Source organism: Cesiribacter sp. SM1, from assembly GCF_020178975.1.
Taxonomy (GTDB): domain Bacteria; phylum Bacteroidota; class Bacteroidia; order Cytophagales; family Cyclobacteriaceae; genus Cesiribacter.
This window is the reverse complement of sequence record NZ_JAHXBU010000091.1, coordinates 286,734-301,204: the sequence shown is the minus strand read 5'-3', so window position 1 is coordinate 301,204 and position 14,471 is coordinate 286,734. Positions and strand designations below refer to the sequence as shown.

Sequence of the window (14,471 nt, the reverse complement as noted above, 5' to 3'; positions counted from 1 at the left end):
TTTATGGTTAAACGTTGCCTGCCATTGAATAACTTACCCATGCTTTTGCACTGGCGATATCCCTGAAATGCCTTACTTCCAGTTTTTTATGCTCCGCTGCTTTTTCATGGGCTTTTTGCATAGAGGCTTCTCCGAAAGGATTATCAGGAACAACACAGGCAACGTACTGCATGCCATTGCTTTCCATATGCGGAAACCACACGTCTTTAATATACTCCTTGCCGCCTGATGGGTAAACTTTAATTGCAGTCAGGTCTACCACACATTTATCAGGTTTGTAGTACTGGACCATCTGAAATTCATATTGCAGCACCCTTACCAGGTCATTGTAAGAGATAAATCCAATCAAATGTACATAGAGGCAGTCCAGCTCTTTGTCGTAGATCACCCGTGCATTTTTTTCTATGAGATTTCTCATGCTTTTTAAATTTATAGATTTAAAGAGTAGTTGCTTTAGAAATGGACGAACTGAAGCTTTTGCGGCTCTTTGCCAGCATGTTTTCCAGAAGTGTAGCTTCATGCTGAAGCTGATCAATGGTATTGGCAAGCACTCCGTTAAGCTTTGTTAGCAGTGCTGTATATTCTTCAACTCTTGCTGTTTTCATATGCTTTGGGTGGTTTATGTATCGTTCCATCAGGTAGTATGCAGTAATGTTGTTGTTCTGTTTTAACTTTCATGATGCAGCCATTTGCTGCTGATGATGATGTAAAGTAAAGGCGAGAATTTCTGGCCTGAAAAAAATATGGCCGGAGGGGGGATTATACCCGACAAACCCCCGGCTTTCACCGATAAAGCGGTTGAGGCAGTACTAAGCTTCCAGCAGAGCAGTAGGATTGAATATCTATGGGGTTTTGTCAGCCCGGCAGCTTATAGATTTATAGTAACTGACGACCAACTGATAAGGGGCGCTTTTAGCAGCGCTGGGGCAGAAAAAAGGAGCTGAAAATCGGATGTTTGAACACAAAAGTTACTGCAACACAACAGGCTATAACTCAAAAAGTGTAGATTTTACAATAAATAAAGCTGAATCCTGCTTAAGTAGTGATTTCTTTCGCGCAATCGATTGCGAGTTAAGTTTATAATTTTTATTATTGTCTTGTACAGCATGAAATAACTTGCAAAGCTTACCTCAACATACAGCAGCCGAAGACATCCAGGAGGAATGTCTGCTTACTGGCCTAAGAGCCGGTGATATGGAAGCTTTTGAGCAGATATATAAGTTATACTGGAAACGCCTGTATGCCATTGCCGCTGCTAAGCTTCAGTCTGCAGAGGAGGCAGAAGAGGTAGTGCAGGAGCTGTTTACTACCCTTTGGGAAAAGAGAAATACCTTAATCATCACAAACCTTTCTCACTATCTGTTTTCTGCAGTCAGGTACCGTGTTATCAATGCTATACGCTCTAAAGTAGTACACAAATCCTATTGGGACTTTTACAGAACATTTATTCCCAGGAGCGAATCTTCTACCGAAGAGGTAGTGCAATACAACGATTTAAATGAGGCCTTTGAAAATGCAGTAAATGCACTGCCTGAAAAATCGCAGACTATTTTCCGGCTTAGCCGTTTTGAAGGAAAGTCGGTACAGGAGATTGCAAAAAGCCTGAAGCTATCTGAAAAAGCCATTGAATATCATGTCACCAAATCGTTAAAGGTGCTCAAGGTGCAGTTAAAAGACTTTATCTATTTAATTCTTCTTTTGCTGTACTAATTTTTTATGGTTTCTTAAAAAATAATTCACTTTCGCTTTAGGGTACATTCCGTTTTAAGTGTCTTACCTATTACATGAGCGAAAACATGAATTCAAGCAAATTCCAAATTCTTCTGGACAAGTACCTTCAGGGTAAATGCACGCCTGAAGAAGAAGAGTTGGTGGTAAGCTGGTACAATAAAATATCTGCTGATGATCAAAGTCAGCAGCAGGAGGTGTCGGAAGCACAGACCGAAAAAAGGATTTGGAACAGTATTCAGGCTAAGGTTTCAGAAGCTGATGTAAAAGATCAAAGCAATTGGCGTAACAGGGGCTGGTATTACAGTGCAGCGGCAGCCATTATTTTGTTGATTACCTTCTCTGCCCTTTTCCTATTCCTGAACCAGGACCCCCGTGCAGCCTATTATGCAGATACTGATGCTTTAATCGAGTATACAAACGGGAAGGAATACCCACAGACGCTGGTGCTGGAGGATGGTAGTGAAGTAGAGCTTCAGCCCAACAGCGAGATTTCTTACCAAAAGAAGTTTGGTGCTTCCAAACGCGAAGTATACCTGAAAGGCGAGGCCTTTTTCAGGATCACAAAAGATGCCAGCAGGCCTTTTTATGTGTATACAGAGGAGGTAACAACAAGAGTACTGGGTACCAGCTTTCTGGTTAAAGCGTATGATGAAGAGGAGGAAGTATCTGTGGTGGTAAGAACCGGGAAAGTGTCAGTTTATAAATCCACCCACGAGGCAACAGATAAGCAGGATAACCCGGGGCAGGAAATCATTCTCACACCTAATCAGCAGGTGGTTATCAATACCGCAAAAGAAAAAGTGGAGCGGGGGCTGATTGCAAACCCGAAAGTAATTTCAGAAGATCTATCCCTGCGCATGGTAGAATACCAGGGCGCTTCTGTAGTGGAAATACTGAAAGCTATTGAAAAAAGCTATGGAATTTCCATCAGCTACGATAAGGAAAAGCTTTCCAGCTGTCAGCTAACAACTTCATTTACAGACGAAGGCCTTTATGAAAGGCTGGATATTATTAGCACTGCTATCAATGCTACCTATAGAAAAACAGATTCCTATATACTGATTGAAAGCGAAGGTTGTAAATAAAATACTATTAGAAATGCCTATGAAGAAAAGCCTCTACTAATACACAATCTCTTAAAAAAGAAAAGCTGATGATGCTCGCAACATCATCAGCCATTTTTCTCGCAGCTCATGCGAGACAAGAATCCCTATGTCAATTTTTTAAAAATCAACTCATAAACTTATGAATAAACCCAAATCATTACAAGAAATATTTCTATTCTTTATGAAGGTGAGCATCATTCAGATACTTCTTGTAACATTAAGCGCGTCTAGTTTTTTGGTTCATGCGCATGAGCTAAGAGGCCAGGAAGTGCTGGAACGTACCGTGACTCTCGACATCAGAAATGAAAAAATAAAAAGCATCCTTCATGCAATTGAAGATCAGGCCGATGTAAAGTTCACTTACATACCAAAGGAGATCCAGGCAGATAAGGAAGTTTCCATTGCGGCAAAGGAGCAAAAGATCAGGGATGTTTTAACCAACATTTTCGAGAACGAGATAAGCATCGATGTAATCCGCACTAATATCATCCTGAAGCCCCGGCGGCAGGCATTTCTGCTGGAGCCCCTTAAGGATATAGAAGTAAGGAGGGTGGCTGTAACCGTGAGTGGAACAGTAACCGATGGCACCAGCGGTGAAACCCTGCCCGGTGTAAACATTTTGGTGAAAAGCACAGGTACAGGTACGGTAACAGATATGGATGGCAGGTATAAAATTGAAGCAACGGGACCGGAGGCCATCTTGGTTTATTCATTTGTAGGTTATGTAAGCAAAGAAGTGATGGTAGGTAGCCAGCAAACCATCAATGTGCAGCTACAGCCCGACCTGGAGCAGCTGGATGAGGTGGTAGTGGTTGGTTATGGTACCCAAAAGCGCTCAGACATCACCGGTTCGGTAGCTTCTGTACCTAAAGACAGACTGTCAAGCCTGCCGGTAACAGACATGACCCAGGCCATACAGGGCACCACGGCAGGCCTTAACATCACCCAGGGATCCTCTGTACCCGGCAGCTCAGGTGGTATGCAGATCAGGGGCTTGAACTCTATCAATGCCAGAACCTCCCCTTTTATTGTAGTAGATGGTACGCCTTTCTTTGGCGAGATCAACGACCTCAATGCTAATGACATTGAATCTATCGAGATCCTGAAAGATGCCTCAGCAACAGCCATTTATGGCACCAGGGGCTCGAATGGTGTAGTGCTGGTGACTACCAAAAGAGGGAAATCCGGCAAACCCAGGATCAGCTACAATGGCTATTATGGGGTTGAGGGTTTATCAAATATCCTGGAACCGGCCTCTGCGGAATCTTATGTACAGAAGTACGAAGACTATATGATTGCCAGAGGACTTACCCAAACCCAGGTACTGCCCAATACCTATGAGGTAGATAATTATAATGCCGGCCTTACCACCGACTGGCTTGATGCAGCCACCCAGACTGGCAAAATCACTGAGCACAACCTAAGCATTTCCGGTGGTACCGATAATCTGCAATATTATGTAACAGGTGGTTACCTGAATCAGGATGGTGTGGTGAAAGGTTATCAGTTTCAGCGGGCAAGTGTACGATCTAACCTGGATGCAACTTTCACCAGCTTTTTAAAAGCAGGTACCTCTCTATACTTTGCTGATCATAATTCTGACGGAGGCAGGGCAAATTTACTAAATGCAACTGCCATGAGTCCCTATGGTCAGGTGTATGACGAACAGGGTAATTATCTGATCCACCCTATGTTCCCTGAACTATTATTTGCAAACCCTTTGCTTGGGCTGGCCACAGAGCGGCTCGACAGAAGAAAACTTATAACGGCTAATGCATATGCTGAAGTAACTCCAGGATTTCTTAAAGGGCTTACTTATCGGATGAATGCTTCTACTACCTATGAGATTGGCCGGCAATCAGGTTATACTGGAAGGGCGGCAAATAATATGGCTGGTGAAGGCTATGCAAATAATAACGAAACCCGGAACTGGGTAATCGAAAACATCCTGATGTTTAACAGGGAGTTTGGTAAACACCGCATTGATTTTACCGGACTCTATAGTGCCCAAAAATCCAACTACTTTTCTTCTGGAGCGACTGCAAATCAATTTGTGAATGATGAATTGGATTATTATGATCTTGGTGCAGGTCAAACTGGGACAGTGTCATCATATAGCGACCGCACTGCACTGCTTTCTCAGATGGGAAGGATAAATTACTCCTATGATAGCCGCTATCTTTTAACGTTAACAGCAAGAAGGGACGGCTATTCTGCTTTTGGTGTCAATACCAATAAATACGGGGTGTTCCCTTCAGTAGCACTTGGGTGGAATATAGCCAATGAAGGTTTCCTGTCAAATTCCAGGTTTGTAAATGATCTGAAACTAAGGGCTTCCTATGGTCAGACCGGTAACCAGGCCATTGACCCCACGCAAACAGCTACCAAAGCCAGAGCGGTGAGAATCCCATTTGGTGGTGAGAGTTTTATTGGAGTACTGGCCGACAATATGGGAAATGCCAACCTTAACTGGGAAACTACTACCACGGCAAACCTGGGGGTTGACTTTGGGTTTCTCAGGAACAGGATTAATGGTACGCTGGAAGTGTATAGATCCAGAACAGAAGATATCCTGCTGAGAAGAAGTATACCGAATATCACAGGCTATTCGGTGGTCTGGGATAACCTGGGTGAGCTGCAAAATAAAGGAATTGAGCTTACGCTGAATACCATTAACATCGACGCAGGCAAATTTCGCTGGGAAACAAATCTGAACTTCACTTCCTTTAAAAATGAAATTCTGGAGCTCTATGGCGACGGACAGGATGACGTGGGCAATCGCTGGTTTATAGGTGAGTCCTTAGGCATTATCTATGACTACAACTGGCAGGGTGTTTGGCAGGATGGAGATGATATTCCTTCCACCCTGAATGCAAAACCTGGTGACTTAAAGTTCCAGGACCTGAATGAAGATGGGGTAATTAACAGTGAAGACCGGATGATCCTGGGTAGTACCTTGCCCAAATGGTATGGAGGCTTAACCAATACCCTCCATTATGGTAACTTTCACCTAAGTGTATTCCTGCAAACTTCACAAGGATCTCTGAAGGGTAATCCCGATATCTTCTACGGTGATGAAGCCGGCCGCAGAAATATACCGGCTGCAGTAGGCTATTGGACACCTGAAAACAGAAGCAATGAATGGCCCTCTTTGGACTACAGAAATACCATTGGTTATGGTTTTCCAAGGGAAAACAGCTACTTAAGAATCAAAGATGTGCGCCTGAGCTATACCGTGCCGGCCTCTTTACTAAATAGGTTTAGCATGCAGGGTTTAACAGTTTACGCTACTGGCAGAAACCTGCACACCTTCACCAACTGGATTGGCTGGGATCCAGAAAGTAACCAGGTATCAAGGGGTTCAGAAGGCTGGAATAACAACTATCCCCTTGTGAGAACCATTTCTTTCGGCCTAAACCTGACGCTCTAATACCCTCGCTCAATTATTATATAGATACCTATGAAAAAGTATATAAAATATGCCCTTTACATGTGCCTAAGCCTGCAGGTCTTTGCTGCATGTGATGATAGTTTTTTGGACGAAGAAGTACTAAGCGACTATGCCCCCTCTACACTAACTGACCTTCCTGGCTTTGAAGCCTCACTGATTGGCTTATACAATCATTATAGTACATTCCATTCGGTTAGCTGGGCACAGGGATGGGTATCGGTATGGCAGGTTGGAACCGATATTGTATGGCCCACCCAGCCACAGGGTATGGAGGCCCCCTATTTTGAATATGGACGCTTAAACTCTACCGATGGCGCTGCAGACCACACCTGGAACTGGAGTTATACGATGATTAACAATGCCAACATCATTGTTAAGAACATAGAAGACCCTGCCCTTACAGGTATTTCAGATGAAGTTAAAACTCGTATCAATGCAGAGGCCCGGTTCTTTAGAGGGGTAGCCTACAACACACTTGCCACGGCTTTTGGTGGTGTGCCCCTCATCACTGAGCCGCTTACCGCTCCCAAAACAGATTTCGTTCGCGCTCCCCTTGAGCAGGTAAATGCACAGATTCTGGAAGATCTTTTGTTTGCCGCAGAAAACCTACCAGATGTGGATATTTTGACTGATCTCTTAGGTGATAAGATGCAATCAAGAGCCAATAAATACATGGCCAATCAACTCCTGGCGGAGGTGTACCTGCGCATTGGAGAGCCTGCTAAAGCCGAAGCCCAAACGGACGTTATTATTAACAGCGGCAAGTTTAGCCTTATCACCGAGCGCTACGGCGTAAAAGCTAATCAACCCGGAGATCCTTTCTCTGATATGTTTATCTATGGCAACCAGCGCAGAAACCAGGGCAATACCGAAGCTATTTGGGTAATGGAAGCCGAAAACCCAAGAAATGTTCCCGGTGGTATGACGGACAATCCACAACATCGCCGTAACTGGCAAGCCTCTTACCATAACAGAAAAGGTCTGATTCCTGCTGATTCACTCGGTGGCAGAGGCATAGCCAGAATGAGGCTGAATAACTGGGTGCTGTACGATCTTTATGATGAAGGTGATATGCGCAACTCGCGCTACAGCATACGCAGGGAGTTCTGGTATAACGATCCTGCCCATCCAGATCTGTACGGCCAGAAAGTGCCTTATGAGGGTCCGGATACACTTTTCATCATCAACCCATATATCACGAAATGGGGCCATTTCGATCCGCAGGATGTATTTGGCTATGGTATGTGGAAAGATCACATCCTGATGCGTTTGGGTGAGACATATCTGTTACGGGCAGAGGCAGAGTTCAAGCAGGGTAAACTCGAGGAGGCTGCTGAAACCATCAATGTACTACGGGAACGGGCGCATGCACCGCTTGTAGAGGCAGGGGATATTACACTGGACTTCATCCTGGATGAGCGGGTAAGAGAGTTGCTGGCCGAAGAAAACCGCCGTTTTACGCTGATGCGCACTGGAACGCTGGTAGAAAGAGCAACCCGCCTGAATGATGATGCTCCTATAAATCCGATCACAGGCCTGACCCAGACACATCTGTTGATGCCGATTCCACAAAATGAAATCGACCTGAATAAGGATGCCGTACTGGAGCAAAATCCGGGTTATTAATACTGGCTTGGCAAGTAATTAAAAGTTAAACTTAAAGACTAAAGTACCAGCTACCAGATGAAAAGAACAGATGACAGTAATTAAGGTTACAGCTAACTGAAATTACTGTCATTTTTCTTCTTGCTTTTGAGCCTGTTTAGATTTCTAAAGCATTTTTCACAAATATTTTGCTAAAGTCCGGTACCTGTAAATACCTACACATGACAATACTCGCAGAAGGTAAACAACAGAAATTGAAGAAACTACTTTTGCTCACCAGCCTCATTTTTGCATTTTCTAGCCTGCTTAGTACTGGACTTGCCCAGAAAAAGCAGTCATCTGTCAGCAGAGACAGGGAAATATGGCTGCAGCAGATGGATAAGGTAGCCAGGCCGGTATTGTCAAACCTGGCAGCCGATCAGTTAAAAGAAAAAATGCCCGTTGCCCTGTCGGCTAAAATCGATAATAAGGCCTCGCGTGAAAAAGTAGCCTACCTCGAAGCATTTGGCAGGGTAATGAGCGGCATTGGTCCGTGGCTAAACCTGGAAGGAGGCTCTAAAGAAGAAGTAGCCCTGCGGAACCAGTATCGGCAGTGGGCTATAAAAGCAGTAGCCAATGCCGTAAATCCCGAAGCAAAAGACTATATGCAGTGGAAGGGTGGGCAGCCCCTGGTAGATGCTTCTTTCCTGGCCCTGGGCCTCATTAAATGTCCGTGGCTGTGGGAGCACCTGGAGCCCCATGTGCAGCAACAGGTGGTAGCAGCTTTTAAGGATACCAGGGAGATGGTGCCCGTGTACACCAACTGGATCCTGTTTACAGGGATGATCGAAGCCTTCTTTGCCAAATACGGACTTGAATATGATGCGGTAAGGGTGGAATTTGGCGTAAGGGAATTTATGGAGCACTGGTATGTGGGTGACGGTATGTTTTCCGATGGTATGAGCTTCGCCCTGGATTACTACAACAGCTATGTTATTCAGCCTTACCTGGCTACCATTCTGGAGGTAGCAGCAGAGAAAAATGGTCGTTACAAAAACTACGCACCAAAGTTTGATAAAATCAGTAAGCGTTATGCCGAAATACAGGAACGACTGATCAATACCGATGGCTCTTTTCCTGTTATAGGACGTTCTATCGCCTATCGGGGCGGGGCTTTCCATCACCTGGCCGATATGGCTATGCGGCAGCAGCTGCCGGGATCTTTGAGCCCGGCCCAGGTACGGAGTGCCCTCACTGCCGTAAACAACAAGACCCTACAGGCACCTTCTGCCTTCACAAAAGATGGCTGGCTCAATATTGGCCTGTACGGCTACCAGCCCGATGCAGCGGATTTTTATATTACCACCGGTAGCCTGTACCTCTGTGCTACCATTTTTCTGCCCCTGGGTTTACCCGAAACCGATCCCTTCTGGTCTGCACCCGCTGCACCCTGGACTGCGGTAAAAGCATGGACAGGCGAGGACTTCCCTGCCGATCATGCACTACATCTGGATTGATCCTATATCAGCAGAGAATTACCAGTGGAAAGTGGGTTTCAAGAATAGAGGGTGTCTAGAGCAGGAAACAGGAAGAAAATCAAGGAATCAAGCATGAGCACAGCGTATTATCAAAAGCCGGAGAGAATTTTACATCAAGGCTATGCAGCTGCCAGGGTGGGTTGCCTGGGCTTAATTTTGTTTTTACTCGTCTCGGGATGTGGGCAACAGCTAACAGGCAATGCTACAGAAGGTGAGGTGGTGAACGAGGATGCTACCACCAAGCCTGCAGAAGAGCCCTACAGTGCCTACCTGTTTACCTATTTTACCGGCAACCAGAAAAGTGAGGAAGCCATTCGCTTTGCCCTCAGCACCGATGGTTATAACTACAGAGCGCTGAATAGGAACAAACCCGTGATATCTTCTGAAGCAATCAGTTCTACAGGCGGTGTGCGCGATCCGCATATTCTGCGCGGAGCCGATGGAAAAACATTTTATATGGTGGTAACCGATATGGTATCTGCCAACGGCTGGAGCTCTAACAGGGCCATGGTGCTCCTGAAATCTACCGACCTTATCAACTGGACCTCCAGCATTGTAAACATTCAGGAGCAGTTTCCGGGTAACGACAGCCTGCTGAGGGTATGGGCGCCCCAGACAATCTACGATCCCGAAGCCGGAAAATATATGATCTATTTTTCGATGAAGCATGGCGATGATCCGGATAAGATCTATTATGCCTATGCCAATGAAGATTTTACTGCCCTGGAAAGTGCTCCAAAGCAGCTTTTCTTCAGCCCTACCAATGGGGCGTCCATCGATGGGGATATTATTTTTAAGGATGGGAAATACCACCTGTTCTTTAAAACAGAAGGAGAGGGGTCGGGCATTAAAATTGCCACTTCCGACAAACTCACAGAAGGCTATGTGCTGCAGGATAAATATGTGCAGCAGACTACAGATCCGGTAGAGGGCTCCGGGGTTTTCAGGCTCAACAACAGCGACGAATACATCCTGATGTACGATGTGTACACGAAGGGAAAGTACCAGTTTACCAAAAGCACCGATCTGCAGAATTTCAGTGTTATAGATCAGGAGGTAAGCATGGATTTTCACCCACGCCATGGCACAGTGCTGCCCATCACACAAACCGAAGCTGCCCGCTTGGTGCAGCAGTGGGGCGTGGCAGACGATCTGGTAAAGGCTGCAAAAGCGCCACAGATCAGGAAAATAAACATTGCTTTAGATACTGCCGCCAATACCTTACGCCTGCCTGTAAAACCCGGAAAAGACCTGAAAAGCTTTGATCCCGAAATCACACTGTTTCCGGGCATGAGCATTACACCCACCGGTCCGCAGAATTTTGAGGCAGGACCTGTAGCCTATACGGTAGCCCTTGAGGGAAGGCAGCCACAGGTATACCAACTGAGTGCAGAAGTGGTGCATAACCCCGTTCTGGAGGGGTATTATGCCGATCCGGATGTGATGTACGCTGAAAAAACCGGCCGATTTTACATTTACCCGACCAGTGATGGTTTCACCGGCTGGTCTGGCACTTATTTCAAGACTTTTTCTTCTGATGACCTGGTGAACTGGAAAGATGAAGGCGTGATCCTGGACCTGCACAAAGATGTTAGCTGGGCCGACCGGAATGCCTGGGCACCTACCATCATAGAAAAGAAGATAAACGGGCAGTACAAATACTTTTACTACTTTACTGCTGCCCAGAAAATAGGGGTAGCCGTGGCCGATCATCCCACAGGACCATTTGTAGACAGCGGAAAACCCCTGATCGACAAGCTGCCGGAAGGGGTGAAGGGAGGACAGCAGATCGATCCGGATGTATTTACCGATCCTAAAAGCGGGAAAAGCTATCTCTACTGGGGCAATGGCTATATGGCCGGTGCCGAGCTTAACGACGACATGGTTTCACTCAGGCCAGGCACTACCAGGATAATGACCCCGGATGCCACCTTTCGTGAAGGGGCACATGCCTTGTACCGAAACGGTACCTACTATTTTATGTGGTCTGAAGACGATACCCGCAGCGAAAATTACCGCGTACGCTACGGAACTGCCAGCACACCACTGGGTAAAATCAATGTGCCTGAAAATAACCTGGTGATTGCCAAAGATCCGGCCGCAGGCATTTATGCAACAGGTCACCATTCGGTAATTCAGATTCCCGGCCGGGATGAGTGGTACATAGTGTACCACCGCTTTAACTATCCAAAAGGAATCACAATGGGAAGTGCCGCCGGCTACAACCGGGAGGTTAGTATTGATAAACTGGAGTTTAATGAGGACGGCAGCATCAGGCAGGTTACGCCAACACACCAGGGAGTAGAACCCATCAGCCTGAAGAATGCCCAGATAGATTAAGGTAGTACCGGAATAATCCCAGTGATGAAAAGACAGAAAAACACATTTGCCCAGGCTGCCTGTTTAACTTCCAGAAGCTTTTTGCTGCTAGTGGAGCATGTAAGGCTACGCCTGCAGCAGGTCTTGGTTGTGGGAGCCACTCTGGTAATTTTCTGCTCCTGTTCAACGGCACGTCAATCGGAGCCCGTAACCCAGCAGGTGTCTGAAGGTGGCTGGGCAAACAACTCTGTGAATGTGGCGGTGTTCCGCAAAAACTCACTTGTTACGCATAAAGATACACAATATGCAGCCTGGTATAGTGCCGATCAGCATGTGGTACTGGCCAAACGTAAAACAGGCGCTGACGAATGGGAGGTACAGCAAACCTCCTTCAAGGGAAATGCTGCAGATGCGCATAATTCCATCAGCATTATGGTAGATGGGGCAGGGTATTTACACCTCGCCTGGGACCACCACAACAACCCGCTAAACTATGCCCGCAGTATCAGTCCGGGTTCCTTAACGCTCACAGAAAAGATGCCCATGACGGGCCGGCAGGAGCAGGTAGTATCATACCCCGAGTTTTACCGCCTGCAAAATGGCAACCTCCTGTTCTTTTATCGCGATGGCGGATCGGGGCAGGGCAATATGGTGATTAACACCTACGATACCCGCAGCAGGCAATGGACCCAGCTGCACAGTAACCTTATCAGCGGCGAGGGGGAGCGCAATGCTTACTGGCAGGCCTACATCGATGGGCAGGGCACGCTGCATGTTTCCTGGGTGTGGCGCGAAAGTCCCGATGTGGCCAGCAACCACGACCTTAGCTATGCCCGCTCAACAGACGGGGGCAAAACCTGGCAAAACTCTGGCGGAGCTCCGTATGCCCTGCCTATCACCGAAGCTACTGCAGAAAAAGCCTGGGAGATACCACAAAACAGTGAGCTTATCAACCAGACTTCCATGGGGGCCGATGCCAGGGGGAACCCTTTTATTGCCACCTACTGGCGGGAGGCTGGTTCTGAAATTCCACAGTACCACCTGGTGTATCACAATGGCAACAGCTGGCAAATGCTTCCGCTCGATTTTCGTACCACCCCCTTCAGCCTAAGCGGCGTAGGTACCAAACGGATTCCCATTGCAAGGCCACAGGTGCTGGTGAAGAATGCAGGCAGCAATACCTCGGTGCTCATGCTTTTTCGGGATGAGGAGCGGGGAAGTAAAGCCTCGGCAGCGGTCATTAATTCACTTGCGAGTGGAAAATGGACGATCCTGGACCTGACTAAAGAATCTTTAGGCTCCTGGGAGCCCAGTTATGACACAGAACTCTGGAAAGATAAAGGCATCCTGAACCTATTTGTGCAGAAGGTGGAACAGGTAGATGGAGAAGGCCGTGCCAGTATTCCGCCGCAACCCATCCAGGTGGTGGAGTGGAAGCCCGACTTCTGATGATTGATGGTTCAGCCCTTTTTTAAACTGTGTATCAGTAAGTAATAATTGATTTTAATGATGTTAAAGATGAAGAAGATACCAACTACCTACTACACCATAGGAGCTCTGCTGGGTGGCTTTGTGCTGATGGCAGCCTTCAGTCAGTCTAATTATCCTGCCCTGCCTAAATCAAAGAAAGAGGTTGCCCGGGTCATACATAAAGTAAATGAATACTGGCAGGAAACAAATCCTGAACACGGCTGGGCTTTCTGGGATGTGGCAGCTTACCACACCGGCAATATGGAAGCCTATAAGGTGACAAATAAGGAGGAATACCGGCAGTATTCTGAAGCCTGGGCGGAGAAGAACGAGTGGATGGGGGCCAAGTCTGCAGACAAGGCTAACTGGAAGTACAGCTATGGCGAAAAGGATGATTATGTACTCTTTGGCGACTGGCAGATTGCTTTCCAGACCTACATTGATCTTTATAACCTGGATAAAGAAAAGGATGAGCGCAAGATAGCCCGTGCCCGAGAGGTGATGGAGTACCAGATGAGCACCCCTAACAGGGATTACTGGTGGTGGGCCGATGGCTTGTATATGGTAATGCCCGTAATGACAAAACTCTACAAGCAAACCGGCAATGAGCAGTACCTGGAGAAACTGTATGAGTACTACAGCTACGCCGATTCCATTATGTATGATCCGGAAGAACAGCTCTACTACCGCGATGCCAAGTACGTATACCCGAAACATAAAAGTGCAAACGGCAAAAAAGACTTCTGGGCACGTGGCGATGGCTGGGTATTTGCCGGCCTGGCCAAAGTGCTGCAGGACCTGCCAAAAGATGCACCCAAACATGATTTTTATGTGCAGCGGTATAAAGCAATGGCAGAAGCCATTATAAAATCACAGCAGCCGGAAGGCTACTGGACACGCAGTATTCTGGATCCGGCACATGCCCCCGGACCAGAGACCAGCGGTACTGCTTTCTTTACCTACGGCCTGCTGTGGGGGATTAATAATGGGCACTTCGATAAGAGTACCTACCTGCCGGCTGCTGCAAAGGGATACCACTACCTAACCAATGTTGCCATGCAACCAAATGGTAAAGTAGGCTATGTGCAGCCTATTGGAGAAAGAGCAATTCCGGGACAGGTGGTGGATGTTAATTCAACCTCTGGCTTTGGGGTAGGAGCTTTTCTGCTGGCAGCCTCCGAAATGTACCGCTATGTAGAGAAAAGCCTGCCAAAGTAAATACAAATTAACATTCTGCCAGTATCTGTTTTTTAATCTGCCTGATCAATTTAC

10 protein-coding genes are annotated in these 14,471 nt (G+C 46.7%); 8 read left to right on the top strand and 2 right to left on the bottom strand.

What is annotated here, in order from left to right:
* Nucleotides 1-7: 7 nt before the first annotated feature.
* Together KWJ01_RS19115 and KWJ01_RS19110 are read right to left on the bottom strand one after the other, a co-directional pair.
* Nucleotides 8-418 (bottom strand): hypothetical protein, encoded by a 411-nt coding sequence (locus KWJ01_RS19115; protein WP_224998655.1) that lies wholly within the window; start codon nucleotides 416-418, stop codon nucleotides 8-10.
* Between the two features lie 19 nt (nucleotides 419-437).
* A complete protein-coding gene (locus KWJ01_RS19110; protein ID WP_224998653.1) occupies nucleotides 438-605 on the bottom strand; it encodes a hypothetical protein in 168 nt (55 codons plus the stop codon).
* A 511-nt stretch (nucleotides 606-1,116) separates the two neighbouring features.
* Here KWJ01_RS19110 and KWJ01_RS19105 point away from each other — a divergent pair.
* The 8 genes from KWJ01_RS19105 (at nucleotide 1,117) to KWJ01_RS19070 (ending at nucleotide 14,417) form a co-directional block, all read left to right on the top strand.
* Nucleotides 1,117-1,710 carry an RNA polymerase sigma-70 factor gene (locus tag KWJ01_RS19105; protein WP_224998651.1) on the top strand — a complete coding sequence of 198 codons (594 nt, stop codon included), beginning with the start codon at nucleotides 1,117-1,119 and terminating at the stop codon, nucleotides 1,708-1,710.
* Between the two features lie 86 nt (nucleotides 1,711-1,796).
* Nucleotides 1,797-2,816: a FecR family protein gene (locus KWJ01_RS19100; RefSeq protein ID WP_224998650.1), complete on the top strand. Its 1,020-nt coding sequence runs from the start codon at nucleotides 1,797-1,799 to the stop codon at nucleotides 2,814-2,816.
* A gap of 160 nt (nucleotides 2,817-2,976) precedes the next feature.
* Nucleotides 2,977-6,267 carry a TonB-dependent receptor gene (locus KWJ01_RS19095; protein ID WP_224998649.1) on the top strand — a complete coding sequence of 1,097 codons (3,291 nt, stop codon included), beginning with the start codon at nucleotides 2,977-2,979 and terminating at the stop codon, nucleotides 6,265-6,267.
* Between the two features lie 30 nt (nucleotides 6,268-6,297).
* Entirely contained in the window at nucleotides 6,298-7,914 is a 1,617-nt protein-coding gene (locus tag KWJ01_RS19090; protein WP_224998648.1) for a RagB/SusD family nutrient uptake outer membrane protein, read from the top strand.
* Between the two features lie 200 nt (nucleotides 7,915-8,114).
* On the top strand, nucleotides 8,115-9,389 hold the full coding sequence (locus tag KWJ01_RS19085) for a DUF2264 domain-containing protein (RefSeq protein ID WP_224998647.1): 1,275 nt from the start codon (nucleotides 8,115-8,117) through the stop codon (nucleotides 9,387-9,389).
* A gap of 93 nt (nucleotides 9,390-9,482) precedes the next feature.
* Nucleotides 9,483-11,750, top strand: a complete 2,268-nt coding sequence (locus KWJ01_RS19080) for a family 43 glycosylhydrolase (protein WP_224998646.1) — start codon at nucleotides 9,483-9,485, stop codon at nucleotides 11,748-11,750.
* Nucleotides 11,751-11,774: 24 nt separating this feature from the next.
* Nucleotides 11,775-13,178 (top strand): BNR repeat-containing protein, encoded by a 1,404-nt coding sequence (locus KWJ01_RS19075; protein ID WP_224998645.1) that lies wholly within the window; start codon nucleotides 11,775-11,777, stop codon nucleotides 13,176-13,178.
* Nucleotides 13,179-13,247: 69 nt separating this feature from the next.
* The gene (locus KWJ01_RS19070) at nucleotides 13,248-14,417 is read left to right on the top strand and encodes a glycoside hydrolase family 88 protein (RefSeq protein ID WP_224998644.1); all 1,170 of its coding nucleotides are present in this window, start codon (nucleotides 13,248-13,250) and stop codon (nucleotides 14,415-14,417) included.
* Nucleotides 14,418-14,471 lie beyond the last annotated feature (54 nt).